Origin of the sequence: Mycobacterium sp. IDR2000157661, assembly GCF_022317005.1 — a bacterium.
Taxonomy (GTDB): domain Bacteria; phylum Actinomycetota; class Actinomycetes; order Mycobacteriales; family Mycobacteriaceae; genus Mycobacterium.
Genome location: NZ_CP081006.1, coordinates 2,191,834 through 2,217,675 on the forward strand (window position 1 = coordinate 2,191,834; position 25,842 = coordinate 2,217,675).

26 protein-coding genes are annotated in these 25,842 nt (G+C 67.0%); 14 read left to right on the forward strand and 12 right to left on the reverse strand.

What is annotated here, in order from left to right:
* Nucleotides 1-9: 9 nt before the first annotated feature.
* Both K3G64_RS11715 and K3G64_RS11720 read right to left on the reverse strand, forming a co-directional pair.
* Nucleotides 10-732, reverse strand: a complete 723-nt coding sequence (locus K3G64_RS11715; RefSeq protein WP_238949994.1) for a DsbA family protein — start codon at nucleotides 730-732, stop codon at nucleotides 10-12.
* Complete coding sequence (locus K3G64_RS11720) at nucleotides 729-1,184, reverse strand: nitroreductase family deazaflavin-dependent oxidoreductase (protein WP_238949995.1); 456 nt, start codon at nucleotides 1,182-1,184, stop codon at nucleotides 729-731. Before K3G64_RS11720 ends, K3G64_RS11715 begins: the two co-directional genes overlap by 4 nt.
* Here K3G64_RS11720 and K3G64_RS11725 point away from each other — a divergent pair.
* Nucleotides 1,183-1,620, forward strand: coding sequence for a hypothetical protein (locus tag K3G64_RS11725; RefSeq protein ID WP_238949996.1), 438 nt, complete (start codon nucleotides 1,183-1,185; stop codon nucleotides 1,618-1,620). The two genes, K3G64_RS11720 and K3G64_RS11725, sit on opposite strands and share 2 nt — an antisense overlap.
* Nucleotides 1,621-1,630: 10 nt before the next feature.
* On the opposite strand, the gene K3G64_RS11730 is transcribed toward K3G64_RS11725, so the two are convergent.
* The gene (locus K3G64_RS11730; RefSeq protein ID WP_238949997.1) at nucleotides 1,631-2,794 is read right to left on the reverse strand and encodes a steroid 3-ketoacyl-CoA thiolase; all 1,164 of its coding nucleotides are present in this window, start codon (nucleotides 2,792-2,794) and stop codon (nucleotides 1,631-1,633) included.
* A gap of 133 nt (nucleotides 2,795-2,927) precedes the next feature.
* Here K3G64_RS11730 and K3G64_RS11735 point away from each other — a divergent pair, with 133 nt between their 5' ends.
* The 6 genes from K3G64_RS11735 to K3G64_RS11760 are packed head-to-tail and all read left to right on the forward strand — an operon-like array spanning nucleotide 2,928 to nucleotide 8,923.
* Nucleotides 2,928-4,178: a cytochrome P450 gene (locus tag K3G64_RS11735; RefSeq protein WP_238949998.1), complete on the forward strand. Its 1,251-nt coding sequence runs from the start codon at nucleotides 2,928-2,930 to the stop codon at nucleotides 4,176-4,178.
* A gap of 27 nt (nucleotides 4,179-4,205) precedes the next feature.
* Nucleotides 4,206-5,225 carry an acyl-CoA dehydrogenase family protein gene (locus K3G64_RS11740; protein WP_238950000.1) on the forward strand — a complete coding sequence of 340 codons (1,020 nt, stop codon included), beginning with the start codon at nucleotides 4,206-4,208 and terminating at the stop codon, nucleotides 5,223-5,225.
* A complete protein-coding gene (gene fadE29, locus K3G64_RS11745) occupies nucleotides 5,216-6,379 on the forward strand; it encodes an acyl-CoA dehydrogenase FadE29 (protein WP_238950002.1) in 1,164 nt (387 codons plus the stop codon). The genes K3G64_RS11740 and fadE29 overlap by 10 nt, the downstream gene beginning before the upstream one ends.
* Complete coding sequence (locus K3G64_RS11750; RefSeq protein ID WP_238950004.1) at nucleotides 6,379-7,356, forward strand: bifunctional MaoC family dehydratase N-terminal/OB-fold nucleic acid binding domain-containing protein; 978 nt, start codon at nucleotides 6,379-6,381, stop codon at nucleotides 7,354-7,356. The genes fadE29 and K3G64_RS11750 overlap by 1 nt, the downstream gene beginning before the upstream one ends.
* Nucleotides 7,353-7,757 carry a MaoC family dehydratase gene (locus K3G64_RS11755; protein ID WP_238950006.1) on the forward strand — a complete coding sequence of 135 codons (405 nt, stop codon included), beginning with the start codon at nucleotides 7,353-7,355 and terminating at the stop codon, nucleotides 7,755-7,757. The genes K3G64_RS11750 and K3G64_RS11755 overlap by 4 nt, the downstream gene beginning before the upstream one ends.
* Nucleotides 7,757-8,923 (forward strand): lipid-transfer protein, encoded by a 1,167-nt coding sequence (locus tag K3G64_RS11760; protein ID WP_238950008.1) that lies wholly within the window; start codon nucleotides 7,757-7,759, stop codon nucleotides 8,921-8,923. Before K3G64_RS11755 ends, K3G64_RS11760 begins: the two co-directional genes overlap by 1 nt.
* A gap of 9 nt (nucleotides 8,924-8,932) precedes the next feature.
* Here the strand turns inward: K3G64_RS11760 and K3G64_RS11765 are convergent, their stop codons facing one another.
* Nucleotides 8,933-9,793 (reverse strand): MaoC family dehydratase, encoded by an 861-nt coding sequence (locus tag K3G64_RS11765; protein ID WP_238950010.1) that lies wholly within the window; start codon nucleotides 9,791-9,793, stop codon nucleotides 8,933-8,935.
* Nucleotides 9,793-11,475: a 3-oxosteroid 1-dehydrogenase gene (kstD, locus tag K3G64_RS11770; RefSeq protein ID WP_238950012.1), complete on the reverse strand. Its 1,683-nt coding sequence runs from the start codon at nucleotides 11,473-11,475 to the stop codon at nucleotides 9,793-9,795. Before kstD ends, K3G64_RS11765 begins: the two co-directional genes overlap by 1 nt.
* Nucleotides 11,476-11,548: 73 nt before the next feature.
* Between kstD and K3G64_RS11775 the strand changes: the two genes are divergently transcribed.
* From K3G64_RS11775 to dmpG, 3 genes are read left to right on the forward strand one after another with little or no spacing between them, the layout of a single operon-like run.
* Nucleotides 11,549-12,334 (forward strand): 2-keto-4-pentenoate hydratase, encoded by a 786-nt coding sequence (locus K3G64_RS11775; RefSeq protein WP_238950014.1) that lies wholly within the window; start codon nucleotides 11,549-11,551, stop codon nucleotides 12,332-12,334.
* A gap of 21 nt (nucleotides 12,335-12,355) precedes the next feature.
* Nucleotides 12,356-13,285: an acetaldehyde dehydrogenase (acetylating) gene (locus K3G64_RS11780; protein WP_238950016.1), complete on the forward strand. Its 930-nt coding sequence runs from the start codon at nucleotides 12,356-12,358 to the stop codon at nucleotides 13,283-13,285.
* Entirely contained in the window at nucleotides 13,282-14,334 is a 1,053-nt protein-coding gene (dmpG, locus tag K3G64_RS11785; protein ID WP_238950018.1) for a 4-hydroxy-2-oxovalerate aldolase, read from the forward strand. The genes K3G64_RS11780 and dmpG overlap by 4 nt, the downstream gene beginning before the upstream one ends.
* Nucleotides 14,335-14,343: 9 nt before the next feature.
* On the opposite strand, the gene K3G64_RS11790 is transcribed toward dmpG, so the two are convergent.
* A complete protein-coding gene (locus K3G64_RS11790) occupies nucleotides 14,344-15,312 on the reverse strand; it encodes a glycoside hydrolase family 26 protein (RefSeq protein ID WP_238950020.1) in 969 nt (322 codons plus the stop codon).
* Between the two features lie 43 nt (nucleotides 15,313-15,355).
* Between K3G64_RS11790 and K3G64_RS11795 the strand changes: the two genes are divergently transcribed.
* Entirely contained in the window at nucleotides 15,356-17,434 is a 2,079-nt protein-coding gene (locus K3G64_RS11795; protein ID WP_238950022.1) for a RecQ family ATP-dependent DNA helicase, read from the forward strand.
* 42 nt (nucleotides 17,435-17,476) lie between these two features.
* Here the strand turns inward: K3G64_RS11795 and K3G64_RS11800 are convergent, their stop codons facing one another.
* From K3G64_RS11800 to K3G64_RS11810, 3 genes are all read right to left on the reverse strand, one after another.
* Entirely contained in the window at nucleotides 17,477-18,694 is a 1,218-nt protein-coding gene (locus tag K3G64_RS11800; protein ID WP_238950023.1) for a glycosyltransferase, read from the reverse strand.
* Nucleotides 18,695-18,848: 154 nt separating this feature from the next.
* Nucleotides 18,849-19,295 (reverse strand): hypothetical protein, encoded by a 447-nt coding sequence (locus K3G64_RS11805; RefSeq protein ID WP_238950024.1) that lies wholly within the window; start codon nucleotides 19,293-19,295, stop codon nucleotides 18,849-18,851.
* A 98-nt stretch (nucleotides 19,296-19,393) separates the two neighbouring features.
* The gene (locus tag K3G64_RS11810) at nucleotides 19,394-20,317 is read right to left on the reverse strand and encodes an IclR family transcriptional regulator (RefSeq protein WP_238950025.1); all 924 of its coding nucleotides are present in this window, start codon (nucleotides 20,315-20,317) and stop codon (nucleotides 19,394-19,396) included.
* Between the two features lie 83 nt (nucleotides 20,318-20,400).
* On the opposite strand from K3G64_RS11810, the gene K3G64_RS11815 reads away from it, so the two are divergent.
* From K3G64_RS11815 to K3G64_RS11825, 3 genes are read left to right on the forward strand one after another with little or no spacing between them, the layout of a single operon-like run.
* Nucleotides 20,401-21,528 carry a hypothetical protein gene (locus K3G64_RS11815; protein WP_238950026.1) on the forward strand — a complete coding sequence of 376 codons (1,128 nt, stop codon included), beginning with the start codon at nucleotides 20,401-20,403 and terminating at the stop codon, nucleotides 21,526-21,528.
* 2 nt (nucleotides 21,529-21,530) lie between these two features.
* Nucleotides 21,531-22,310, forward strand: a complete 780-nt coding sequence (locus tag K3G64_RS11820) for an SDR family oxidoreductase (RefSeq protein ID WP_238950027.1) — start codon at nucleotides 21,531-21,533, stop codon at nucleotides 22,308-22,310.
* Nucleotides 22,307-23,449, forward strand: coding sequence for a sulfotransferase family protein (locus K3G64_RS11825; protein WP_238950028.1), 1,143 nt, complete (start codon nucleotides 22,307-22,309; stop codon nucleotides 23,447-23,449). The genes K3G64_RS11820 and K3G64_RS11825 overlap by 4 nt, the downstream gene beginning before the upstream one ends.
* On the opposite strand, the gene K3G64_RS11830 is transcribed toward K3G64_RS11825, so the two are convergent.
* The 3 genes from K3G64_RS11830 to K3G64_RS11840 are packed head-to-tail and all read right to left on the reverse strand — an operon-like array spanning nucleotide 23,446 to nucleotide 25,722.
* On the reverse strand, nucleotides 23,446-24,081 hold the full coding sequence (locus K3G64_RS11830) for a sensor domain-containing protein (RefSeq protein ID WP_238950029.1): 636 nt from the start codon (nucleotides 24,079-24,081) through the stop codon (nucleotides 23,446-23,448). The genes K3G64_RS11825 and K3G64_RS11830 overlap by 4 nt on opposite strands.
* Nucleotides 24,082-24,091: 10 nt before the next feature.
* Nucleotides 24,092-24,550, reverse strand: a complete 459-nt coding sequence (locus K3G64_RS11835) for a hypothetical protein (RefSeq protein ID WP_238950030.1) — start codon at nucleotides 24,548-24,550, stop codon at nucleotides 24,092-24,094.
* Entirely contained in the window at nucleotides 24,547-25,722 is a 1,176-nt protein-coding gene (locus K3G64_RS11840; RefSeq protein WP_238950032.1) for a Rieske 2Fe-2S domain-containing protein, read from the reverse strand. The genes K3G64_RS11835 and K3G64_RS11840 overlap by 4 nt, the downstream gene beginning before the upstream one ends.
* Between the last annotated feature and the right edge of the window lie 120 nt (nucleotides 25,723-25,842).

Consider the following 25,842-nt stretch of genomic DNA (forward strand, 5'->3'; position numbering starts at 1 on the left):
ACGCGAACACTACTTCTTGGTGCGACGGCTGCCGCCGTGCCAGTCCTCCTCCACACCAACCGAATCGGGATCGGCGCCGAAGGCGATCAGCTGAGGGCGCTCCCTCAGACTGCGCTTGAGCTCGGCGAAGCCGGGGAACGCGGCCAGCGCGACGACGTGGTCCCACAGTTCGGCGGCGGTGTCCGCCGGGGGCACTCGGCTGATCACCGGGCCGAAGAACGCCGTCCCGCCCGGCGGTTGGAAGTGCAGAATCGGTGTACCGACATCACGGCCCGTCAGGCCCAGCGCTTCCTCGGTCTCGGTGCGGATCAGGTCGTCGAGCGAGGTGTCGTCCAGCGCGTCGGCGAGCCCGGCCGCCAATCCCGCATCCTGCAGCGCAGAGTTCACCAGCTCCCGTGCCGCTTGATCGGCGGCTGACCGGGAGTCGCTTCTGGGCTGGTCGAACAGGCGGGCGCCCAGCGCCGCATACAGCGGTCCAACGGCGTCGCGGCCACGCTCGGCGCGCGCATGCGCGGCGACGCGTAGCAGCCGCAAGCCTGCCGTGTGTCCGGCTTCGTATTCGGGCGGGAAGTGCGCCGCGTAGTCGACGTTCGCGTTGATGATGCGCAGCGAGATGAAGCGCCAGTCCACCCGATACTCCCGCTGCGCGGCCACCGTGCGGACCCACTTGCTCGTGATCCAGGCGAACGGGCACACCGGATCGAAGTAGAAATGCAGGTCGACCGATGTCACGGTTCGCAGACCACCAGCGGGATCTTGCGTTCCGTCCAGGACTGGTAATCGTCGTAGGTGGGGTACATCTCGACCAGCCGCGGCCAGTACGTCGCACGCTCCTCCTCGGTGGCGTCACGCGCGGTCAGGTTGAACTTCTCCTTCTTGATCTGCACCTGAACCTTCGGGTTGGCCTTGAGGTTGAGGTACCACATCGGGTGTTTGTCGCTGCCGCCCTTGGAGGCGGCCACCACGACGGTGTCGCCGTCGCGGTGGAAGTACAGCGGGCTCACCCGCGGCTGTCCGGTCTTGCGGCCGGTTGTCGTCAGCAGCGCGACGGGGATGCCCTGGAAGTCGCTGCCGAACCCCTCTCCGTCGCTGCGGCGGTACATCCACGTGTTGAGCCGTGACATCCACTTGATGAAGAAGTCGGCGGCCTTGGTGTCCATGAAACGGGGACGTGACTTCGGCATGGTGATCATCCTAGGCAGCATCGCGCTGCGGCCCTATGCTTCGGCGGTGGCTTCCATCCCGCGAATCTCCGATACCGACCGCATTGCCGCTGCCGACGCCTACATCGACGCGCTGGCCAGCCACCGAGCCGACGAGGTGCCGTTTGCGCCGGACTGCACCCGTATCGAGGTCGGAGTGAAGACCGGCTTCTCGGCGGACCATCTGCGGCGCAGCCTCAACCGAGGGCCTCAGTACCGGGTGATCGCGGCGACCACGGATCGGGACTTCCGGGTCGACGGCGACCAGGTGCACGCCACCTTCACCGTCGTCACGAAGACCAAGGTCGGCGGCCGGCGGGTGGTCGCCTACGTCGATGAGACGTTTCTGATCCCCGCCGAAGACGGCCGCATCCACCACATCAGGGCACGGATCCGTCCGGCCCTGCGGCGGGAGTAGCGCCCAGCACCTAGATCCGTTCGATGATCGTGCCGGTGGACAATGCACCGCCTGCGCACATCGTGATCAGCGCGGTGCTCTTGTCGGTGCGTTCCAACTCGTGCAACGCGGTGGTGATCAGCCGGCTGCCGGTGCTACCCACCGGATGTCCGAGTGCGATCGCTCCACCGTTGACGTTGACGCGGTCCATGTCGGGCTCGTGCACCCGTGCCCAGGACAGCACGACCGAGGCGAAGGCCTCGTTGATCTCGACGATGTCGATGTCGCCCATCTTCATGCCCGCCTTCTCGAGCACCTTCGCGGTCGACTGCACCGGCCCGTCGAGGTGGTAGTAGGGCTCGGCGCCGACCAGCGCCTGGCTGACGATCCGCGCCCGTGGCTTCAAACCATGCGCCTTGGCCACCTCGCTGTCCATCCACAGCACCGCGGCGGCGCCGTCTGAAATCTGCGACGACGTGCCCGCGGTGTGAATGCCGTCCTCGAGTACCGGTTTGAGGGAGGCGAGGCCTTCCAGCGTGGTGTCGCGCAGGCCCTGGTCACGCGTGACGACGTGCCGGTCACTGGTGGGCTGCTTCTGCTCGTCGAGTACGGGCGCCTCGATGCCGCTGATCTCGCGGTCGAAGCGGCCCTCGGCCCACGCCTGCTTGGCCTTGCGCTGCGACTCGAAGCCGAACCGGTCGATTTCCTCACGAGTGATGCCGCGCCGCTTCGCGATTCGCTCTGCGGCGGTGAACTGGTCGGGCAGGTCGATGTCCCATGAGGCGGGCCTCAGGATGCCGCGGTCGGGACCGGCGTTCGCGCCGAGGCCGACGCGGCTCATCGCCTCGATGCCGCAGGCGACGCCGACGTCGATGGCACCGGCCGCGATGAGGCCGGCGATCAGGCCGTTGGCCTGCTGCCCGCTGCCGCACTGGCAGTCGACGGTCATCGCGCCGACGTGCTCGGGCAGGCCTGCGACCAACCAGCTCACCCGGGTGATGTTGTTGGACTGCTCGCCGTACTGTGTGACGCAGCCGCCGACGACCTGCTCGACCTCTCCGGCGTCGATGCCGGCCTTGTCGATCAGAGCCTTCTGTGTCGCGCCGAGCAACTCGGTGGCGTGCAGGCCGGACAGCCAGCCGTTGCGCTTTCCGATGGGGCTGCGAGTGGCTTCAACGATGACAGGGTTACCCATTGCGTCAGGCTAGAACACGTTTCATTACTCTGACAAGCAAGGATGGTTACCTGCCTTTTATCTGCGCAGAGGGCATGTTTTACTGGCACTAGAACACGTTGCAATTACTGTTCCAGAGGAGCGCACCCCCGTCATGGCACCCCCCAACATTCCGAGCGACTTCGACTTCCTCGACCCGGACCTCAACCTCGCCGGACTGCCCGTCGAGGAGCTGGCCGAACTGCGTAAGTCCGAGCCCGTCCACTGGGTCGATGTGCCCGGCGGCACCGGTGGCTTCGGCGACAAGGGCTACTGGCTCGTCACCAAGCATGCCGACGTCAAAGAGGTCTCCAAGCGCAACGACATCTTCGGCAGCTCGCCCGACGGCGCCATCCCGGTGTGGCCGCAGGACATGACGCGTGACGCCATCGATCTGCAGCGCAACGTTTTGCTCAACATGGACGCACCGCAGCACACCCGCCTGCGCAAGATCATCTCCCGCGGCTTCACGCCGCGCGCCGTCGGCCGACTGGAGGAGGAGTTGCGGCTGCGCGCCCAGAAGATCGCCGAGACCGCGGCCTCGCAGGAGACCGGTGACTTCGTCGAGCAGGTCTCGTGTGAGCTGCCGCTGCAGGCCATCGCCGGTCTGCTCGGCGTTCCGCAGGAGGACCGGGACAAGCTGTTCCGCTGGTCCAACGAGATGACCGCAGGGGAGGATCCCGAGTACGCCCACATCGATCCGGCCGTGTCTTCGTTCGAGTTGATCCAGTACGCGATGGGTATGGCCGACGAGCGGAGCAAGAACCCGACCGACGACATCGTCACGCAACTGATCGAGGCCGACATCGAGGGCGAGAAGCTGTCCGACGACGAGTTCGGCTTCTTCGTGATCATGCTCGCTGTCGCGGGCAACGAGACGACGCGCAATTCCATCACCCACGGCATGGTCGCGTTCTCCCAGAACCCCGACCAGTGGGAGCTGTACAAGCGCGAGCGCCCGGAGACCGCCGCCGACGAGATCGTGCGCTGGGCCACGCCGGTTTCGGCGTTCCAGCGCACCGCGCTCGAGGACGTCGAACTCGGTGGCGCGCAGATCAAGAAGGGTCAACGGGTGGTGATGTCCTACCGCTCGGCCAACTTCGACGAAGACGTCTTCGAGGATCCGCACAGCTTCGACATCACGCGCAGCCCCAACCCGCACGTCGGCTTCGGCGGCACCGGCGCCCACTATTGCATCGGCGCCAACCTGGCCAAGATGACCATCAACCTGATCTTCAATGCGATCGCCGACAACATGCCCGACCTCAAGCCGATCGGTGACCCCGAGCGGCTGAAGTCCGGCTGGCTCAACGGCATCAAGCACTGGCAGGTGGACTACACCGGCAAGTGCCCAGTCAAGCACTGACCGCGTAACACCTCGAGGAGGATTCGGGTGGACTTCAGTCCCGACGAAGGGCAGCAGGCTGTCGCCGATGTGGTGACCTCGGTGCTGACCCGCGACAACAGCTGGGATGCGCTGGTGTCGGGTGGCGTCACAGCGCTGGCCGTGCCTGAGCGGCTCGGCGGTGACGGCGTCGGGCTGCCCGAGATCGCGACGGCGCTGACCGAGATCGGCAGGCACGGCACGATCAGTCCCGCGCTGGCGACGCTCGGCCTGGGCCTGTTGCCACTGCTGGACCTGGCGTCGGAAGAGCAGCAGGACCGCTATCTGGCCGGCGTCTCGAAGGGTGCGGTGTTGACGGCCGCGCTGAACGAGCCGGGTGCCCCGCTGCCCGACCGGCCCGCAGTCGCGTTCGGCGACGGCAAGCTCAACGGCACCAAGATCGCGGTTCCCTATGCCGGGCAGGCGGATTGGCTGCTGGTCACGACCGACAACGCGGTCGTTGTCGTGTCACCGAAGGCCGACGGTGTCGAGGTGATCAAGACGCCGACGTCCAATGACGGCGACGAGTGCACGGTCACCTTCCGCGACGCCGCCGTCGACGACGTCCTCGACGGTGCCACCGCCCGGCGGGTGAATCAACTGGCGCTGGCCGCGACCGGTGCGTTCGCCGCCGGTCTGGTCGCCGGTGCGCTGCGGCTGACCGCCGATTACGTCGCCAACCGCGAGCAGTTCGGCAAGCCCCTGTCGACGTTCCAGACCGTCGCTGCCCAACTGGCCGAGATCTACATCGCCTCACGAACACTGACGCTGATCGCCTCGTCGGTGACCTGGCGGCTGGCCGAAGGTCGCGACGACAGCCCACAAACTCAGGCCGACATCGACATCCTCGGCTACTGGCTCGCGTCGCAGGCTCCTCCAGTGATGCAGCTGTGCCATCACCTGCACGGCGGTATGGGTATGGACATCACCTATCCCATGAATCGCTATTACTCCACGATCAAGGACCTCGCCCGGCTGGTGGGCGGTCCGCAGCACCGGCTCGACTTGGTGGGAGCGCAATGTTCATAGAACTGACGCCGGAACAGAAGCAGCTGCAAGCCGAACTGCGAGAGTACTTCTCGAATCTCATCACGCCCGAAGAGGCGATGGAGATGGAGAAGAACCGCCACGGCGAGGCTTACCGCGCGGTCATCAAACGCATGGGCTCGGACGGCAAGCTGGGTGTCGGCTGGCCGAAGGAGTTCGGCGGTCTCGGCTACGGGCCAATCGAGCAGTCGATCTTCGTCAACGAGGCGCACCGTGCGGACGTCCCGTTGCCGGCCGTCACGCTGCAGACCGTCGGTCCGACGCTTCAGCAGTACGGCAGCGATGAGCAGAAGAAGAAGTTCCTGCCCGGAATCCTCTCGGGCGACATCCACTTCGCGATCGGGTACTCCGAACCGGAGGCCGGCACCGACCTGGCGTCGTTGCGCACCACCGCGGTTCGCCAGGGTGACGAGTACATCGTCAACGGCCAGAAGATGTGGACCACCGGCGGTCACGACGCCGACTACGTATGGCTGGCCTGTCGGACCGATCCGGAAGCGGTCAAGCACAAGGGCATTTCGATTCTGATCGTCGACACCAGTGACCCTGGCTATTCCTGGACGCCGGTGATCCTTTCCGACGGCGCCCACCACACCAACGCCACCTACTACAACGATGTGCGGGTGCCCGCCGACATGCTCGTCGGTGAGGAGAACGGCGGATGGAAGCTCATCACCACCCAGTTGAACAACGAGCGTGTGATGCTCGGACCGGCGGGCCGGTTCGCCAGCCTCTACGACCGGGTGCACGAGTGGGCGTCGAAACCCGGTGGCAATGGGGACATCCCGCTCAGCCACGACGACGTCAAGCGCTCGCTCGGTGAGCTCAAGGCCATGTGGCGGGTCAACGAACTGCTCAACTGGCAGGTCGCCGCGGCCGGGGAGACCATCGATGTCGCGGACGCCGCAGCCACCAAGGTCTTCGGCACCGAGCGGATCCAGTACGCGGGCCGGCTGGCCGAGGAGATCGTCGGCAAGTACGGCAACCCCGCCGAACCCGAGACCGCCGGACTGCTCGAATGGCTGGATTCGCAGACCAAACGGAACCTGGTTATCACGTTCGGTGGGGGTGTCAACGAGGTGATGCGGGAGATGATCGCGGCAGCGGGCCTTAAGGTGCCTAGGGTGCCGCGCTGATGAGTGGAGTCGAGGACATCAAGGCGGCCGCCGAGCGTGTCAAGGCCGAGGGCAAGAGCAAGCCGCGGATTGGTCGCCACCCGGTCAACCAGCCGATGATCGACCACTGGCTCGACGCGATGGGCGACAAGAACCCGATCTACGTCGATGACGGGGCAGCCAAGGCGGCGGGCCATCCGGGTGCCGTCGCCCCGCCCGCGATGATTCAGGTCTGGACGATGATGGGCCTGGGCGGTGTGCGGCCCGACGACGACCCGCTCGGCAAGATCCTCGAATTGTTCGATGAGGCAGGATACGTCGGTGTCGTCGCCACCAATTGCGAGCAGACCTATCACCGGTACCTGCGGGTCGGCGAGGAGGTCAGCGTCGCGGCCGAGTTGACCGACGTCGTCGGGCCCAAGAAGACCGCGCTCGGCGAGGGCTTCTTCATCACGCAGCGGATCACTTGGCACTGTGGCGATGACGAGGACGACCCGGTCGCCGAGATGATGTGGCGGATCATGAAGTTCCGCCCGGCCGGGGAAGATTCAGCCGACGCGGGCGCGAGCGTGCCCGACGACCTCGACGCCGACGCGATGATGCGCCCGGCGTCCTCGCGGGACACCAAGTTCTTCTGGGACGGCGTCAACGCGCACGAGCTACGCATCCAGAGGCGCCCCGACGGCAGCCTGGTGCACCCACCGATACCCGCGCTCTGGCAGGACAAAGAAGAGCCCACCGATTACGTGGTCGCCGGCGGCAAGGGCACCGTGTTCAGCTTCGTGGTGCACCACGCGCCGAAGGTGCCGGGCCGCACGCTGCCGTTCGTCATCGCCCTCGTCGAACTCGAGGAAGGTGTGCGGATGCTCGGACAGCTGCGCAACGTCGACCCCGACACCGTCGAGATCGGAATGCCCGTCCGCGCAACGTATATCGACTTCCCAGAGGGAGACTCCGGTCCCGCCTGGACGCTGTACGCATGGGAGCCGGACACATGAGCGCGCCGACTGTAGAGGTAGGCGCGAAGCTGCCCCCACTCGCTCTCTACGGCGATCCGACGTTCATCGTGTCGACGGCGATCGCGACCCGTGACTATCAGGACGTTCACCACGACCGGGACAAGGCACAGGCCAAAGGCTCGAAGGACATCTTCGTCAACATCCTCACCGACACCGGCCTGGTGCAGCGGTACATCACCGACTGGGCCGGACCGAGCGCAGTCATCCGAAGCATCTCGCTGCGGCTCGGTGTGCCGTGGTACGCCTATGACACGGTGACGTTCAACGGTGAGGTGACCGCCGTCGACGGTGACGTCATCTCCTTGAAGATCGTTGGCAGCAACAGCCTCGGCGACCATGTCATCGCCACCGCGACCCTGACCCTTGGAGGAGCAGCCTGATGCCCGGTGAGCTGTCGGGAAAGGCCGCGATCGTCGGCATCGGCGCCACCGACTTCTCGAAGAACTCCGGCCGCAGCGAACTGCGCCTCGCCTCCGAGGCTGTGCTCGACGCACTCGACGACGCAGGCCTGACGTCCGCCGATGTCGACGGCATGGTGACGTTCACGATGGACTCGAACACCGAGGTCGCGATCGCACGAGCCACGGGCATAGGCGACCTGAAGTTCTTCTCGAAGATCCATCACGGTGGCGGTGCCGCGTGCGCGACGGTGCAGCAGGCGGCGATCGCGGTGGCGACCGGTGTCGCGGATTGCGTTGTGGCATACCGGGCTTTCAACGAACGATCGGGGATGCGGTTTGGCCAGGTGCAGATGCGGTTGGTGGAGAACGCGGACTCGACCGGCGTCGACAACTCGTTCTCGTACCCGCATGGGCTGTCCACCCCGGCTGCCCAGGTCGCAATGATCGCGCGGCGCTACATGCACCTGTCGGGAGCGACGAGCAAGGACTTCGGCGCGGTCTCCGTCGCCGACCGCAAGCACGCGGCCAACAACCCGAAGGCGTACTTCTACGAGAAGCCGATCACCATTGACGATCACCAGAACTCGCGATGGATCGCCGAGCCGCTGCGGCTGCTGGACTGTTGCCAGGAGACCGACGGCGGCGTCGCTCTGGTGATCACGTCCGCCGAACGCGCCAAGGACCTCAAGCATCGGCCGGCGATCATCGAGGCGGCGTCGCAGGGCTCGAGTCCCGACCAGTATTCGATGACCAGTTACTACCGGCCCGAACTCGGTTTGCCCGAAATGGGTCTGGTGGGCAGGCAGCTGTGGGATCAGTCCGGCCTCAAGCCGACCGACATCCAGACCGCCATCCTGTACGACCATTTCACGCCGTTCACCCTGATCCAGCTCGAAGAGCTCGGGTTCTGCGACACGGGCGATGCGAAGGACTACGTCAAGGACGGCGCCATCGAGATCGGTGGTCGGCTGCCCATCAACACGCACGGTGGCCAGCTGGGTGAGGCCTACATCCATGGCATGAACGGGATCGCCGAGGGCGTGCGCCAGCTGCGCGGCACCTCGGTCAATCCGGTACCTGACGTCGAGCACGTGCTCGTCACCGCGGGCACCGGTGTACCGACATCGGGTTTGATCCTGGGCTGACGGATGCCGTCAGGCGGGGACGAACTCCACACCGGCGAGCGCTACGGCGTCATCGCGCTCCGGCGCGGTCACCGCCGCGACGAACCCGTCGCCATCCTTCCAGATGCTGGCCTTGAGGGTCTCGCCGGGAAACACGACGCCGGCGAACCGGGCACCGTAACTGCCAAGCAGTGACGTGTCCCCGTCGAGCAGCGTGTCGACCATCGCCTTGCACGTCATCCCGTAAGTGCACAGGCCGTGCAGGATCGGCTTCGGAAAGCCGGCGGCGGCAGCGAAGTCTGGGTCGGAGTGCAACGGATTGCGGTCGCCGCACATCCGGTACAGCAGTGCCTGCTGTGGTGAAACCGGAATGGCCAGTTCATAATCGGCGGGGCGCTGCGGCGGCTCCGACGACGTGGATGGTCCCCGCTCGCCGCCGAAACCGCCCTCGCCGCGAGCGAAGATCGATCGCTTCTGCGTCCACAGCAGCGTCCCGTCCGGCGCGGTCACCGTGGTCTCCGACCAGATCACCGCGGCCTTGCCCTTGTCCCAGATGTCGGTGAAGCGCGTGACCGCCCGTCCGGTGCCAGACGGCGGAATGGGCCCGGGAACCGACACGGCTTCGCTCGCGTGCAGCACCTTGCTGAGCTCGATGTCGATGCCGGGGAACTTGACCGTCGGTGCCTCGGTCATGTGAAAACTCTGCGCGACGTTGGCGAACGTCGGGAGAACCTGCGGAGAGCCGTCGGCCAGATAGCGCAGCTCGCGCTTGTCCATGGGATCCATGCCCGCACCGAGCCCCAGGTGGTACAGCTGGATATCGCTGCTGTTCCAGGAGAATTCGGCCGCGGGAAGTTCGGCGCCGAGTGCTTCGTCGAGGTTGATCGGCATCAGTTATTCCCCGCCAAGTGCAGTGCCGCAAGATAACCGAAGGTCATCGCCGGACCGATGGTGCCGCCAGGGCCGGGGTAGGTGTGTCCCATTACCGGCGCGCTGGCGTTGCCCGCGGCGTAGAGGCCCTCGATGACCGACCCGTCGTCGCGAAGCGCGCGACCGTGCACATCGGTGACCACGCCGCCCTTGGTGCCCAGGTCGCCCGGCACCAACTTGGCCGCGTAGTACGGCGGTTGGCTGATCTCGCCGAGGTTCGGGTTCGGCTTGTTCGTCGGATCGCCGTAATAGCGGTCGTAGGCGCTCTCGCCGCGCTTGAAGTCTTCGTCGACGCCGGACCGGGCGAATCCGTTGAACCGCTCCACGGTGGCCTTGAACGCCTCGACGGGCAGACCGGTCTTGTCGGCCAACTCCTCGAGTGTGGCCGCGGTGACGATGACGCCCGACTCCAGCCACTTGCGCGGAACACGTTGTCCAGGTTGCAGCCCGGCGAAGATGTAGCGGTCGCGGTACTGCTGGTCGAACACCAGCCAGGCCGGGATGTTCTCCCCCGGTCCGGGACCCTGCCCGAACTGGCCGCCGTACATGTGGTGGCACGCCTCGACGTACGGCATAGATTCGTTCATGAACCGCTTGCCTGCCATGTTGACGATGATGGAGCCCGGTGAATTGCGTTCCGACAACGCAAACCACGGCGCACCGACGAGGGGAACCGTCGGTCCCCACCACGCGTCCTCCATGACGTCCAGCGCAGCGCCCAGCTTCTCGGCGGCGATGATGCCGTCGCCGGTGTTGGCCACCGCGCCGACCGTCCACTCCGTGGTGATCGGGGCGCGCTGGTACTTCACCCGCATCTGCTCATTGTGCTCGAAGCCGCCCGAGCCCAGGATGACCCCGCGCCGGGCCCGAATCAGTTCGGGCTCCGCCGATTCCGGCGCGTTGGCATCTCTGACATAGATCCCGCGCACCACGCCGTCTTCGACATACAGGTCGGTCAAGGCGGTGTTCAGGCGCACGGGCACACCGGCCTCACGCAGGCCGATGCGCAACGGTGCGATCAACGCGCGCCCCATCCCCACCAAGTTCTTTCCCGTAGCCTTCGCCCAGACTGTACGCGCGCCGACCTTGAGGCTGCGCAACACCCCGTGCGGGTGGCGCTTGAGCTGGTTGAGCCGCACGTAGTCCTGCTGCATGACGACCACGTTGAGCGGGACCTTGCCGTAGGGCGGCTCGAGGCCGGCCAGGTCGGCGCCGAGCTTCTTGGCGTCGAACGGCCGGGGTTCGACGGAACGACCCGTCGGCTTTCCGCCCGGTGTCTCGGGGTAGTAGTCGGAGTAGCCCGGCACCCAGCAGAGCTTCAGCGGTGAGTGCTTCAAGACGAACGACAGCATCTCCGGGCCGCGCTCGAGGTAGGTGTCGATCTTCTCGGCGGGAACGACGTCGCCGATGATCGCGTGCAGGTAGGTGCGGGCGGCCTCGGCCGTGTCCTTCACGCCGTCGCGCTTGAGGACCTCGTTGTTGGGGATCCACACGCCGCCACCGGAGCGTGCAGTGGAACCGCCGTAGTGCGGAGCCTTCTCGACGACTACTGTGGAAAGTCCCTGGTGGGCCGCGGTGAGCGCAGCGACCATTCCGGCCGCGCCGCTGCCCACCACGACGACGTCGTAGTCCTGACCAGTCATGTAGAACACGTTATAGAATTGCCCGGCCGACCCACAACCGCGCCGGTCAACAGAACAAGGGGACGTCATAAGGATGCTCAGTGATCAGGTGCGTCAGGAGCTGGCCGCCGACCTAGCGCAGGCCGAGCGCAGCCGCGTTCCCATCTCGCCGCTGACCGACGCGCACGCCGACATCGACGTCGTCGACGCCTACGAGATCCAGCTGATCAACATCCGCCAGCGCGTCGCCGAGGGAGCCAAGATCATCGGCCACAAGGTGGGCCTGTCGTCGAAGGCCATGCAGCAGATGATGAACGTCGACGAACCGGACTACGGGCACTTGCTCGACGAGATGCGGGTTTTCGAAGAAAAGCCGGTCAAATCCGCCGACTACCTCTATCCGCGCGTCGAGGTCGAGGTCGGTTTCGTCCTGGCCGACGACCTGCCGGGCGCGGGCTGCACAGAAGACGACGTGCTCGCTGCCACGGCCGCGTTCGCGCCCGCCATCGAGCTGATCGACACCCGCATCAAGGACTGGAAGATCAAGCTCTGCGACACCATCGCCGACAACGCGTCGTCGGCGGGGTGGGTGCTCGGTGAGAACCGGGTGTCGCCGAAGGACATAGACATACGGGCCATCACCGCCACTTTGACCCGCAACGGTGAGGTGGTCGCCAAGGGCCGCAGCGACGCGGTGCTCGGCAACCCGGTGACCGCGGTGGCCTGGCTGGCGCGCAAGGTCGAGAGCTTCGGGGTCCGCCTCAAGGCAGGCGACATCGTGTTACCCGGCTCGTGCACCAAGGCGTTCGACGCCACCCCCGGCGCCGACTACGTCGCAGACTTCGCCGGGCTCGGCTCGGTCCATTTGAGTTTCGAATAACGAGGGGACGAGGGGATAGGCATGGCGGACAAAGCCTCAGTCGCGATCGTCGGTTCGGGCAATATCAGCACCGACCTGATGTACAAATTGCTGCGCTCGGAATGGCTCGAGCCGCGCTGGATGATCGGTATCGATCCGGAGAGCGAAGGGCTTGCCCGCGCGCGCAAGCTCGGTCTGGAGACGTCCCACGAAGGCGTGGACTGGCTGCTCGCGCGGAGCGAGAAGCCCGACATGGTGTTCGAGGCCACCAGCGCCTATGTGCACCGCGACGCCGCTCCGAGGTACGCCGAGGCCGGCATCCGGGCCATCGACCTGACCCCGGCGGCGGTGGGTCCCGGCGTCATTCCGCCGGCCAACCTGCGCGAGCACCTCGACGCGCCGAACGTCAACATGGTCACCTGCGGCGGGCAGGCCACCATCCCGATCGTCTACGCGGTGAGCCGGGTGGTGGAGGTGCCCTACGGCGAGATCGTGGCGTCGGTGTCGTCGGCGTCGGCCGGGCCTGGCACGCGGGCGAACATCGACGAGTTCACCAAGACCACGGCTGCCGGCGTGCAGAACATCGGCGGCGCGCAGCGCGGCAAGGCGATCATCATCCTGAACCCGGCCGAGCCGCCGATGATCATGCGCGACACGATCTTCTGTGCGATTCCCGAGGATGCGGACCGCGAGGCGATCGCTCAGTCGATCCGTGACGTCGTCGCCGAGGTGCAGACGTATGTGCCCGGCTACCGCCTGCTCAACGACCCGCAGTTCGACGACCCCTCGATGAACTCCGGCGGCCAGGCCGTCGTCACCACGTTCATCGAAGTGGAGGGTGCGGGCGACTATCTGCCGCCCTACGCTGGAAACCTGGACATCATGACCGCAGCGGCGGCCAAGGTGGGCGAGGAGATCGCCAAGGAAAAGGCCGGGGCGTCCCTCTCCGCATCGACAGGAGGCCAGGCATGAGCACCGAGGACATCTACTTCAACCCGATCTGGGACGTCCGGATGACGGACACCTCGCTGCGCGACGGCAGTCACCACAAGCGTCACCAGTTCACCAAGGACGAAGTGCACGCGATCGTCGCCGCGTTGGACGCCGCCGGCGTGCCGGTCATCGAGGTGACCCACGGCGACGGTCTGGGCGGGTCGAGCTTCAACTACGGCTTCTCCAAGACCCCCGAGCAGGAGCTGATCAAGTTGGCGGCCGAGACCGCCAAGGAGTCCAAGATCGCGTTCCTGATGCTTCCGGGTGTGGGGACCAAGGAGGACATCAAGCAGGCGCAGAACAACGGCGGGTCGATCTGCCGCATCGCCACCCACTGCACCGAGGCCGACGTCTCGATCCAGCACTTCGGCCTGGCCCGTGAACTCGGCCTGGAGACCGTCGGCTTCCTGATGATGAGCCACACGATCCCGCCCGAGAAGCTGGCGGCGCAGGCGCGCATCATGGCCGATGCCGGCTGTCAGTGCGTGTACGTCGTCGACTCGGCGGGCGCGCTGGTCCTCGAGGGGGTGCGGGACCGGGTCGCGGCGCTGGTGGCCGAACTCGGCGACGACGCGCAGGTCGGCTTTCATGGCCACGAGAATCTGGGTCTCGGCGTGGCGAACTCCATCGAGGCCGTGCGCGCGGGCGCCAAGCAGATCGACGGCTCGTGCCGCCGGTTCGGTGCCGGCGCGGGCAACGCCCCCGTCGAGGCGCTGATCGGCGTGTTCGACAAGATCGGCGTGAAGACCGGCATCGACTTCTTCGACATCGCCGACGCGGCCGAAGAGGTCGTCGCGCCCGCGATGCCCGCCGAGTGCCTGCTCGACCGCAACGCGCTCATCATGGGCTACTCGGGGGTGTACTCGAGCTTCCTCAAGCATGCGATCCGCCAGTCGGAGCGCTACGGCGTGCCCGCCCACAAGCTGCTGCACCGGGCAGGCCAGCGCAAGTTGATCGGCGGCCAGGAGGACCAGCTCATCGACATCGCGCTGGAAATCAAGCGGGAGATGGACAGCGCGTCGACATAGCGCGAAAGCTCAGCGCCCGGTGTGCTTGGCCACCGACTGCTTGAACGCCTCCTGCGCGTGCGGTGACGAGTTGAACCGCCAGTCGCGCTCCTTGACGGCCTGGAACCACACCAATCCGGTCACCCGACCCTGGGTGGCCAGGTAATCGAACAGACCGTAGATCCAGTCGGCCTTGTCGGTGCCGCTGCGCGGTCCCTCCACGCTCGCCGTCTCGGCAATCAGGATGTCGTGGCGCGGGTCGAGCCGGCGGAGCTGCACCAGGCTCTCGCCGAAGATCTCGGCGGCGCTGCGCCAGCTCTTGCCGTCGCCGTCGCCCCAGTTGTAGCCGTCCAGGCCGAGCAGGTCAACGGCGTCCTCCCCCGGGAATGCGGCCGCCATGTCATCGAGCCGCTCGGAGGACGCGTCGGGACACCACATGAACTCGACGTTGCCCGCCCCCGCGCGGCGGAACAGATCGCGCACGTGCCGCCACGCCTGGGCCGATTCCGCGGCGGTGTTGCCGTTGACGCCGATCGACCATGGGTAATAGGAGCTGTTCATCTCGTGGCTCGTCCGCAGGATGACGGGCCGGCTCCACTCGGCCATGGTCCGTGCCCAGGCGTCGAGACGGCTGTCGAAATCGCCTGCCAGGATGCGCCGCAAAGAGTAGTCCGGTTGTTCGGCGCCGGCGGCGGGCTGCCACAGCTCGAGCGTGAGGATCGGCGTGGCGCCGGCGTCGCTGATCTCGGCCAGCGACCCGATCGGCACCTGGTCGTTGATCGAGGCGAACCGCAACACGTAGCGGGGTGCCGCGTCGGCCATCTGCGTGACGACGGCCAGGTCACTGGATCCCGAGGAGTCGTCCGGCACGAAGACGCCCCAGTCGAGCCGATGCGGTGCGGTGGCGCCGTCGGGCTGCGCCGCGGGCTGGGCGGAGCAGGCCGTCACCGCCAGCAGGACGGCGGCGACGAGGCGGCGGGTACGGCGTGTGATGGGCACACCCCAGCATTCCCCGTCGGACCCGACCTGCACCATGGGGGCCATGACCACCCGCGACGACGCGCAGGAAATCCTCGAACAGCTGGCCGGTCCGACGGCGCAGCTGCGCGACGATCAGTGGACGGCCATCGAGGCCCTTGTCGTGCAGCGCCGACGGGCGCTGGTGGTGCAGCGCACCGGATGGGGCAAGTCCGCGGTGTACTTCATCTCCGCCAAGCTGCTGCGGGCGAAGGGGCACGGCGCCACCGTCATCGTCTCGCCTCTGCTGGCGTTGATGCGCAATCAGGTGGCCGCCGCCGAGCGTGCGGGGGTTCGCGCCGCGACCATCAACTCGAGCAACGTCGCCGACTGGGCCGAGATCCACGACCGCGTCCGGTCGGGAGATCTGGACGTGCTGCTCGTCAGCCCGGAACGACTCAACAACCCCGACTTCCGCGACCAGGTGCTACCCGCGCTGGCGCGCGACGCGGGGCTGGTGGTGGTGGACGAGGCGCACTGCGTGTCGGACTGGGGCCACGACTTTCGGCCCGACTACCGGCGAATCCGCACGCTGGTGAGCGAGTTGGGGGCCGACGTCCCGGTGCTGGCGACCACGGCCACGGCGAACGACCGGGTCGTCGACGATGTCGCGCAGCAACTGGGTGTCGGCGGTCAGGACACGCTGGTGCTGCGCGGCGGCCTCGACCGCGAATCGCTGCGACTGTCGGTGGTGGCGGCCGGCGGTCCGGCACAGCGTGCGGCTTGGCTTGCCGCACATATCGATTCGCTGCCCGGTTCGGGGATCGTCTACACCCTGACCGTCGCCCAGGCACACGATGTCGCCACCCTCCTTCGGGAGCAGGGACACCGGGTGGCGGCATACACCGGGGCCACCGAGGCCGCCGAACGCGAACAACTCGAAGCCGACCTGCTGGCCAACCGGGTCAAGGCGCTCGTCGCGACCTCGGCGCTGGGCATGGGTTTCGACAAGCCCGACCTCGGCTTCGTGGTGCACCTGGGCGCGCCGTCCTCGCCGATCGCGTACTACCAGCAGGTGGGCCGGGCCGGGCGGTCGACGGACAGCGCGGCGGTGATCCTGCTGCCCGGCCGCGAGGACCAGGACGTGTGGCGCTACTTCGCCTCCGTCGCATTCCCGTCGGAAGCCATGGTGCGCAGCGTGATTCGTGCTCTTGACGCTGAGCGTCCGCAGTCGACACAGGCCCTCGAGCCGCTCGTCGACCTCGGCCGGACCCGGCTGGAGATGGTACTCAAGGTGCTCGACGTCGACGGCGCGGTGCGGCGGTTGAAGGGCGGCTGGGTCGCCACCGGGCAGGCATGGGAGTACGACGAGCCGCGTTACCGCAAACTGGACGAGGCCCGCAGACGTGAACAGCAGGCGATGTTGGACTACCAGACGACCGACGGATGCCGGATGGCATTCCTGCGCAGGCAGTTGGACGACCCGTCGCTGCACGAGGGCGACCGGTGCGGGCGCTGCGACAACTGCACCGGAGTGCGCCCCAGCGGCCACGTCGACGAGGGTGCGGCCGAAGAGACGCGGCAACGGCTGATGCGGCCGGGTGTCGAACTCGCCCCGCGCAAGCAGTGGCCGTCCGGCCTGGGAAAGCTCGGCGTCGACCTGAGCGGCAAGATCGGCGACGGCCCCGCCGAAGGGCGGGCCATCGGCCGGCTCACCGACCTGGGATGGGGTCCGCGGTTACGGCGCCTGCTCGAAGAACCCGACGGTGGCGTGCCCGACGACCTCGTCCAGGCCGCGGTGAAGGTGCTCGCGTCGTGGAACTGGGCGGTCCGGCCGACCGCGGTGATGACCATGGACTCCGAGCGCCATCCGCAGCTGCTCGCATCGCTGGCCGCCGAACTTGCGCGCCTCGGCAAGCTGACCGATCTCGGGATCCTGCGGTACGCGCCTGATCGCAAGCCGGTCACCGCGGCGAACTCGGCGTTCCGGGTGGCGGCCCTGACCGGAGCCTGGACTCCGCCTTCCCCGATCCCCGGGGGCGGCCCGGTGCTGCTGGTCGACGACCTGTTCGACACCGGTTGGACGATGACGATGGCCGCTCGCCTGGTGCGGGCGGCGGGGGTCTCCGAGGTGTTGCCGTTCACCATCGCCAGCACCGGCTGACCCACCGCCGCGCTGGGGTTTCTCCAGCGCGCTGGGGTTTGTTCAGCACTGGGTGGGGACCGACCCGACCAGTTCGAACAGCCGGGCCGCAGCGGCGGCGGCGCCGTCGGTGCGGATGTCCGGTGCGAGCGCATGGGCGCGTGCGCGGGTGTCCGCCGTGAGCGAGGCCTGCAACGCATCCGCCAGCGACTCGGCCGTCGGGACGGACACGTCGTGCGCGGCACCGATACCCAGCTCGGCCACGCGTCGCGCCCAGTACGGCTGATCTGCGAACTGCGGCACCACCACCTGCGGCACACCTGCGCGGGCGGCCGCGGTGGTGGTGCCGGCCCCGCCGTGATGGATGACGGCGGCCACCCGCGGGAAGAGCCGCTGGTGGTTGACCTCGTCGACGGTGATGCAGTCGGCGCCGTCGTCGACCGGCGCGAGACCCGCCCAACTGCGGGCCAGCACGACCCGGCGGCCGTGGGCCCGAGCGGCGTCGATGGCCGCGCGCGCCAACTCCACGGGCGCCCGCACGCTGCCCGTGCCGACGAACACCGGCGGCGGCCCGGAGTCGAGGAAGGCCAGCAGGTCATCCGGCAGGGGTCGCCGATCGGGAAGCAGCCAGGCGCCGGTGCGGACGACGTCGAAGCCCGGCGACCCAGGCCACGGCGCCAGCGTCGGGTCGGCGGCCAGCCACGGCGTGTCGGTGAAGACGTGGTCGCGGACATTGTCGACCGGTGGGAGTCCGAGCGCGGCCCGGCCCTCGTTGAGGGGCTCGCGATACAGCGCATTCACCCGCTCTGCGTCGATCTCCCACAGCGTGGCGGTGTCGGTCTCGCCGGGGGGAAACGGTTTGCCCGGTCGCGGCAGCGGGGTCTGATGCGGCGACGGGATGCTGCCGGTGTGCAGCATCGCGCAGACGTAGCGTGCGCCGTGGTACTCCGCAACGGACCGCACCCCGGCGGGCATCAGACCGCTGGCCACCACCGCGTCGCACCCCTCGGCGGCAGCCGCCACGGTCTCGAATTGCAACGCGACCAATCTGGCCGCCGTTGCCGGTGCGTCCGCGGGTGTCGCCGGCTTCGCGCCGTGCAGAAAGTCGCGGATCGGATCGCCAAGCGCTGTCAGGGATACCTTGGCCCGGTCGGCGAGATCGGAGAAGTCCGGTGGCGCGCAGAGTCGCACGTCGGCGCCCATCCCGCCTAGCCGCAACGCCAGCGCCGCCATCGGTTCGACGTCGCCGCGGGATCCCCATGTGGCCAGACATACTCGCATTCGATCAACTCCAATCCGTCCGGTGTGGTTGCCGGACAGCGATCTTGCGGCATCCCCGGGGTCTTGCCGCAAGCCCCCGGGTGAGCTATAGATTGGAGTGGGAACAACAACAGCCGCCCTGCCATCAGGCAGGGCGGCTGCTGTGTGGAGCCGTTTAGACCGGGTAGGGGATGAACACCGTGTTGTTGTTCAGCCAGACACCCCATGCGCCCGCGTCAGGGTTGAAGACGAGCGGCAGCGGGTCGGTAACACCCGGGATGCCCTCCGGCAGCAGATCGATCGGCGGGATCCAGTTGGCCGGGAGGCCGATGTAGGCGGGGTCGTCCCAGTGCCCCGGCGGCACGTTGAGGAACAGGTCCTTCTTCACCTGTCCGGGTGGGCCGAACGGATTGTGGCCAGGCGGATCGCCCGGCAGCCAGACGTCGTCGTTGCCCGGCGGGTTGGGTACCGGCCACTTGGGGTCGGCTTGAGCCATTCCGCTACCCATGCCGAACGCCGTGAATCCCAGCGCACCGGCCATGACGGCGGTGGCGGCAAGCTTCTTGATCTCCACGTGGAACTCCTTGTCCATATGCGGGCACCACCAGTTGGTAGCGCTCACCGACGTGTTGTTCTGTTGCAGGACCCCCTCGACGCCGTCTGGGTACCCATGACGCGCCCGCACAAAACCTCTCGATTACAGGCCTGTAGTTTGCTGCACTAAGCGCCCGGTGCGGACACCGCTCCACCGAATTGTGCTGTTACCGCATCGGCCGTGGTCACCACCGCGCGGGCGCGTTCGGTGATCTCTTTGTCGGTCAACGACTTTCCAACGTGCATCGACACGACCATCACCTGACGCTGATGGTGGTCGAACACCGGAGCCGAGATCACGCTGATATCCGATCGGGCGTTGCGGCGCTTTCCCCTGGACTCATTTTCACTGCGTAGATACACTCGCTCGCCGATGTCGGAGACCAGTTCGCCAAGCAGCGCGCGCAACTCGTCGGGCAATGTGCTCGACATGCCGGCCATCAGCGCATACAGCCGGCGCCCGCCAGGGGTGAGTCGCTCGACGAGGTAGCCGTCGGCGCGGCATGCGGCGATGACGCGGCTGAGGCGCTCGGTGTTGGTGCGCAACGGAATTGTTGGCTCCTTCGCCAGCCAACTGCGCGCTGCCTCGTCGTCCCAGAGCACGAACATCAGCCCGACCGGAGGTGCAAAGGGATAGCTCTGTCCGACCTCGACACCCGGGCGGTTGCCGGCTGGCGCGACGAGATCGAGCAGGGTGATCCGGTCGTCGATCACCGCCGACAGTGCGGCGGTGACGTCGAAGCGGGCCGACAATCGGCGCAGTTCCTCGCGCGCGGCCGGGCTCACACGCATCGATTCCTGCGCCCGGTGGCCGAGGGTGATGAGCGACGGTCCCAACCGGTAGGTCTTGTCGGCGGTGTCACGAACGAGATAGCCCGCCGCGGTCAAGGCGGTGACGATGCCCAGACAGGTCGGCTTGCTCAGCCCGACGCGGCGGGCCAGGTCGGACACGCCGAAACGCTGGTCAGGACGGTCGGCCAGGAAGTCCAGAATCCGCACGACGCGCTCGGTCGGCGGCGACGCGCGGCCGGACGAGTCGGAACCAGACATGGCAGCAGGCTATCGGCGTTTCATATTTGGAACAAGTCGGTCAGCATATTGACTCCTGCTAGAACGCGTTCTAGTTTCGAGGCGTGTATTCGCAGCCCCTGACCGAGGCGGTCGCCGAAGCCGAACGCCTCGTCGCCGCCGCGCCCTTCATCGAATCCGAAGCCGATCTACTCGAGGGTCTGCAGTATCTGGCCGGCTGTATCGCCGGCTGTACGCACCTGGCCTTCGACTATGAGCGCGACCACCCGTTCATGCAGACCGGCACGGGCCCGTTCACCAAGATGGGACTCGACAACCCCGACACGTTGTACTTCGGCACCCGGGTGCAGGGCGGTCACGAGTACGTCGTCACCGGCAAGCGCGGCACCACCACCGACCTGTCCTTCCAGATGCTCGGCGGGGAGTACACCGACGACAATGTGCCGGTCAGTCAGGCGGCGTTCGACGACCGTGAACTCGACATCGCCGAAGACGGCACCTACGAGTGGCGGGTCACCCCGAACGGGCCGTCGCAGCTGCTGGTCCGCGAGGTGTACAACGACTGGTCCGCACAGCGCGGATACATCAGCGTCGCGCGCACCGACACCGCGGGAACCGCGCCGCCGCCGCTGACTAGAGAGACAATCGAGAAACGCTACGCGGTCGCGGGAAAGCAACTGGTGCAGCGGGTCAAGACGTGGTTGCAGTTCCCGCAGTGGTTCTACAACAGCCTGCCCGTCAACACGATGGTCGCTCCGCGGCTGACACCCGGCGGCCTGGCGACGCAGTACTCGTCGGTCGGCCACTTCGACCTGCGCCCCGACCAGGCGATGATCATCACCCTGCCCGTGACCGACGCGCCCTACCTCGGCTTCCAGCTGGGCAGTCTGTGGTACATCTCGCTGGACTACATCAACCACCAGACATCGCTCAACGGGACTCAGGCCCAAGCTGATCCGGACGGCAAGATCCGGATCGTGGTCGCCGACGCAAATCCGGGCGTGACGAACTGGTGCGAGACGCTCGGTCATCGAAAGGGTTACCTGCAGTTCCGGTGGCAGCGGTTGTCGCGCGAACTGACCGAGGCCGACGGACCCGCGGTCGAGGTCGTCGACATCGACCAGGTGGCCGGTGCGCTGCCGTACTACGACTCGAACAAGATCTCCGAGGAGGACTGGCGGGCCCGGATCGCGCTGCGTCAGAAGCAGATCGGCGACAGGATGGTGGGCTGACCATGGGACTGCTCGACGGCAAGGTGGTCGTGATCAGCGGGGTCGGACCTGCGCTGGGCACGACGCTGGCGCGGCGATGCGCCCAGGAGGGCGCCGACCTGGTGCTGGCGGCTCGCACCGTCGAACGACTCGAGGACGTGGCCAAGCAGATCGCCGGCCTCGGCAGGCGCGCCGTCTCGATCGGCACCGACATCACCGACGGGACGCAGGTCGACAACCTCGTCGAGGAGACCATGGCCGCGTACGGTCGCGTCGACGTGCTGATCAACAACGCGTTTCGGGTGCCGTCGATGAAGCCGCTGGCCAACACCACGTTCGAGCACATGCGCGAAGCCATCGAGTTGACGGTCTTCGGCGCGCTGCGGATGATCCAGGGCTTCACCCCGGCGCTCGCCGAGGCCAACGGATCGGTGGTCAACGTCAACTCCATGGTGGTGCGCCACTCCCAGGCCAAGTACGGCGCCTACAAGATGGCCAAGTCCGCGCTGCTGGCGATGTCACAGTCGTTGGCCACCGAGCTGGGGGAGCAGGGCATCCGCGTCAATTCCGTTCTGCCGGGCTATATCTGGGGCGGCACGCTGGAGAGCTACTTCGGTCACCAGGCCGGCAAGTACGGCACGACCGTCGAGGAGATCTACCAGGCGACCGCCGCCGCATCCGATCTCAAGCGGTTGCCGACCGAGGACGAGGTGGCCTCGGCGATCATGTTCATGGCCAGCGACCTGTCCAGCGGCATCACCGGACAGGCGCTGGACGTCAACTGCGGGGAGTACAAGGCGTGACGCGCACCGACGTCGGCACCGTCGAGGACCTGCACGCCTCGGCCACCAAGGCCAGCGGACTCGACGACTTCGGCAGCGACGACGACCACTACCGCGAGGCGCTGGCCGTACTGCTCGAGTCGTTTCGCACCGAGGCAGACCTCACCGAGTTCGGCAGCAAGATGCAGCGGTTCTTCGTGCGCAGTGCACTGGTGGCCCGCCTCGTCAGCGAAGCGGCGTTCAAGCAGTACCCGCAACACGCCGACGTGGCGATAGAGAAGCCGATCTTCGTCACCGGCCTGCCCCGCACCGGCACCACCGCCATTCATCGACTCCTGGCCGCCGACCCGCGCCACCAGGGCTTGGAGCTGTGGCTGGCCGAGTTCCCGCAGCCGCGTCCGCCACGCGAAACCTGGCCGCAGAACCCGGTTTTCGCCGAGCTCGACGCTCGGTTCAAGAAGGCCCACGAGGAGAACCCGGACTACACCGGCCTGCACTACATGACCGCCGACGAGGTCGAAGAGTGCTGGCAGCTGCTGCGGCAGTCGCTGCACTCGGTGTCCTACGAGACGTTGGCCCACATTCCGACGTACGCCCAATGGCTGTCCCGGCAGGACTGGACCAAGCCGTATCAACGGCACCGCAAGAACCTGCAGTTGATCGGACTCAACGAACCGGATAAGCGCTGGGTGCTCAAGAACCCCAGCCATCTGTTCGCGCTCGATGCGTTGTTCAACGCCTACCCGGACGCGTTGGTGATCCAGTGCCATCGGCCGGTGGAGACGATCATGGCGTCGATGTGTTCGCTGGCCCAGCACACCACCGAGGGCTGGTCGAACAGCTTCACCGGCGAGGTGATCGGACGGGACGCGATGGAGACCTGGTCGCGTGGACTCGAACTGTTCAATCGGGTGCGCGCCGAACACGATCCGGCGCAGTTCTACGACCTGGACTACTTCGAGTTCGTCAAGGATCCGGTCGGTGCGGTCGACAACGTGTACCGCCACTTCGGCATCGCATTCACCGATGATGCCCGCGCGGCCATGGAGCGCAGCCACCAGAAGAGCAAGCAGGGCCCCCGGGCGCCGAAGCACTCGTACTCGCTGGCCGACTACGGCCTGACCGACGATCAGGTCAGGGAGCGGTTCAAGAACCCCTAGGCGGTGGTGTCGGCCAGCGCATCGATGCGGTTGAGCGCAGCCTGTGCAAGCTCGGCGACGTCGAAGCCGTTGGTGGGCGCGCACGCCGTGATCTCGATCGCCGCATTGTGGGCGGCGACGTAGGTGTTGTCACAGGCCCAGTCGACGGCCCTGAAGGACCAGAGCAGGATGTTCGGTGAACCCGAATCAACCGGGGGCAGCAGCGTGTAGGTGTCCTGCTCGCCTTCCATGGTGGTGATCCGAAAGTCGCGTCCTCGACACGATTCCAGGGAGCGCTTGGCGTCCGCGATGGCCTCGAGCGGGTCGAAATCGGCGGGGAACACTCCGACCATCTCCTCGACGTGCACCCGCTGGTAGCCGTCGGCCACCCAATGTCCGCCGTCGGTGGCCGCCGGGCCGTGATCGGAGATGAACGGCGGGTCCACCTCGCGGGCCGCACCGGCACACTGCTCGGGTTCGACGGTGACGAACAGGTTGCCCTCGTCGCCGAGGACATTCGGACTCAGCAGGTCGACGACCTGGCCCGCGGTGATCGGCGCCACCGGCGGCTCGGCCTGCGGCGGTGGGCCGTCGACCACCCGCGTGCAACCGGTCAGCAGCACCAATGCCAGCGCCGACCCGCGGATGACCATGCCCGAAAGGCTAGCCGTCCCCTGGCGCAGGGGCCGACGACATCTCCTCCAGGCATCCCTCGGCGACAGCGTGTTTGATGCTGTCGGAGAGCCTCGGGCATGCCTTGGCCCGCGCCGGATCGCCACCGGACTCCCGGATCTCGTTGAAGTAGGCGCAGCGCTTCGACGCCTCGCTGTTCCACTGCACCGACGTGTGCGCGGGCCCGAGCTTCTTCACGTTGACCGACACGTGGCAGAACCGGCAGTCGACCGACACCAGGCCGGAGTTGAGGTACCGCTCCCGGTCCCGCCGGGTGGCCTCCCGCACCGCCTCGGTGCGGGAGGCACCGAAAGGCGTCGCCTTCGACCAGGTGCCTGCGGCGGTGTCACCCTCGGTATGCGCGTGGTCGTCGTCGTCATGGGCGCCGTGCAGCATCAACATCGCCCGGGCCAGCCGGTCGACGTCAGGTGCATCGTCAGGCGGGGTCATGACTGCGCGTGCTCGGCCTCGTCCGTCTGCTCGGCCTCGCCCTTGTCGTCGGCCTGCCGCTTGAGGTTCTCCTCGACCTCCACCTGCCATTTCTCGTTGGCGGCCGTCGTGTCGACCTCCATCTCGAAACGGTCCGTCATGTCGGGCGTGACGTCGGCGGCGTCGACATAGAACTGCTGATACCAACGGCGCATCTGGTAGACCGCGCCGTCCTCCTCGACGAGCAGCGGGTTGTCGATGCGGGTCTTGTGCTTCCAGATCTCGACGTCTTGCAGGAAGCCCTTGCTGACGCCGTCGGTGAACACCTCGGCCAGCCGTTCGGTGGTCTTCTCGTCGAGGCCCTTGGGCTTCTCGACGATCACGCCCCACTGCAGCACGAACGAGTCCTGCGTGACAGGGTAGTGGCAGTTGATCAGGATCGACTCGGCCTTATAGCCGCCGTAGTTGTTGTGGAGCCAGTTGATCATGAACGACGGCCCGAAATAGCTGGCCTCCGAGTCCAGGTGCGCCTCACCGTAAGTGGTGCCCATGTCGCTGATGTCGGGCCTGCCCACGTTGTGCAGGTACTGGCTGGCGATGTGGCCCTCGAAGACGTTCTTGAAATACGTCGGCAGCCCGTAGTGGATGTAGAAGAAGTGGGCCATGTCGGTGACGTTGTCGATGATCTCGCGGCAGTTGCTGCCCTCGATCAGCATCGTGTTCCACCGCCAGTCGGTCCACTCGTCGCTCTCGAACTCCGGGATCTCAGGGATCCGGACCTCGGGCGGGGGTGGGTTTCCCTCGTGGTCGTGCCAGACGAACAGCAGGCCGCCGCGTACGTCGGTCGCCCAGGCGCGGGTGCGGGCCAGGCGCGGAGTGCGCTTGGCGTAGGGCACCAGCTTGCACTTGCCGTCGCCGCCCCAGCGCCAGTCGTGGAAGGGGCAGGCCACCTCGTCACCCTTGACGGTGCCCTGGGCCAGGTTGCCGCCCATGTGGCGGCAGTAGCCATCGAGCACTTTGACGTCGCCCTGTGAGTCGGCGAACACCACGAGCATGGTGCCGAAAATCTCCACGCCGTGCGGCTTGCCGTTGAGGTAGTCCTCCACGGGCCCTAGGCAGTGCCAGCCACGTGCGTACCGGTCGGGCAGCGTGCCGGTGTCGATCTCGCGGATTCCCGCGGTTTCTGTAGCCACGGTGGGCCTCCCGTCCTGTGTCCTCTAACTAGAACACGTTACAGTTTTTTCCTGTCGGCGCGCAATCGAACCAGGTAATTGGCCTCTCGGCGCAGGCGCTCACAGCCGTTGACTGCGGTA

Coding starts and splice junctions, on each gene's coding strand:
- dmpG (WP_238950018.1), top strand. CDS start 13,282: ATGAGCACCGAGGACATCTACTTCAACCCGATCTGGGACGTCCGGATG.
- K3G64_RS11775 (WP_238950014.1), top strand. CDS start 11,549: ATGCTCAGTGATCAGGTGCGTCAGGAGCTGGCCGCCGACCTAGCGCAG.
- K3G64_RS11735 (WP_238949998.1), top strand. CDS start 2,928: ATGGCACCCCCCAACATTCCGAGCGACTTCGACTTCCTCGACCCGGAC.
- K3G64_RS11810 (WP_238950025.1), bottom strand. CDS start 20,317: ATGTCTGGTTCCGACTCGTCCGGCCGCGCGTCGCCGCCGACCGAGCGC.
- K3G64_RS11800 (WP_238950023.1), bottom strand. CDS start 18,694: ATGCGAGTATGTCTGGCCACATGGGGATCCCGCGGCGACGTCGAACCG.
- K3G64_RS11820 (WP_238950027.1), top strand. CDS start 21,531: ATGGGACTGCTCGACGGCAAGGTGGTCGTGATCAGCGGGGTCGGACCT.
- K3G64_RS11835 (WP_238950030.1), bottom strand. CDS start 24,550: ATGACCCCGCCTGACGATGCACCTGACGTCGACCGGCTGGCCCGGGCG.
- K3G64_RS11795 (WP_238950022.1), top strand. CDS start 15,356: ATGACCACCCGCGACGACGCGCAGGAAATCCTCGAACAGCTGGCCGGT.
- K3G64_RS11730 (WP_238949997.1), bottom strand. CDS start 2,794: ATGGGTAACCCTGTCATCGTTGAAGCCACTCGCAGCCCCATCGGAAAG.
- K3G64_RS11720 (WP_238949995.1), bottom strand. CDS start 1,184: ATGCCGAAGTCACGTCCCCGTTTCATGGACACCAAGGCCGCCGACTTC.
- K3G64_RS11830 (WP_238950029.1), bottom strand. CDS start 24,081: ATGGTCATCCGCGGGTCGGCGCTGGCATTGGTGCTGCTGACCGGTTGC.
- K3G64_RS11755 (WP_238950006.1), top strand. CDS start 7,353: ATGAGCGCGCCGACTGTAGAGGTAGGCGCGAAGCTGCCCCCACTCGCT.
- K3G64_RS11760 (WP_238950008.1), top strand. CDS start 7,757: ATGCCCGGTGAGCTGTCGGGAAAGGCCGCGATCGTCGGCATCGGCGCC.
- K3G64_RS11780 (WP_238950016.1), top strand. CDS start 12,356: ATGGCGGACAAAGCCTCAGTCGCGATCGTCGGTTCGGGCAATATCAGC.
- fadE29 (WP_238950002.1), top strand. CDS start 5,216: ATGTTCATAGAACTGACGCCGGAACAGAAGCAGCTGCAAGCCGAACTG.
- K3G64_RS11750 (WP_238950004.1), top strand. CDS start 6,379: ATGAGTGGAGTCGAGGACATCAAGGCGGCCGCCGAGCGTGTCAAGGCC.
- K3G64_RS11725 (WP_238949996.1), top strand. CDS start 1,183: ATGGTGATCATCCTAGGCAGCATCGCGCTGCGGCCCTATGCTTCGGCG.
- kstD (WP_238950012.1), bottom strand. CDS start 11,475: ATGACTGGTCAGGACTACGACGTCGTCGTGGTGGGCAGCGGCGCGGCC.
- K3G64_RS11765 (WP_238950010.1), bottom strand. CDS start 9,793: ATGCCGATCAACCTCGACGAAGCACTCGGCGCCGAACTTCCCGCGGCC.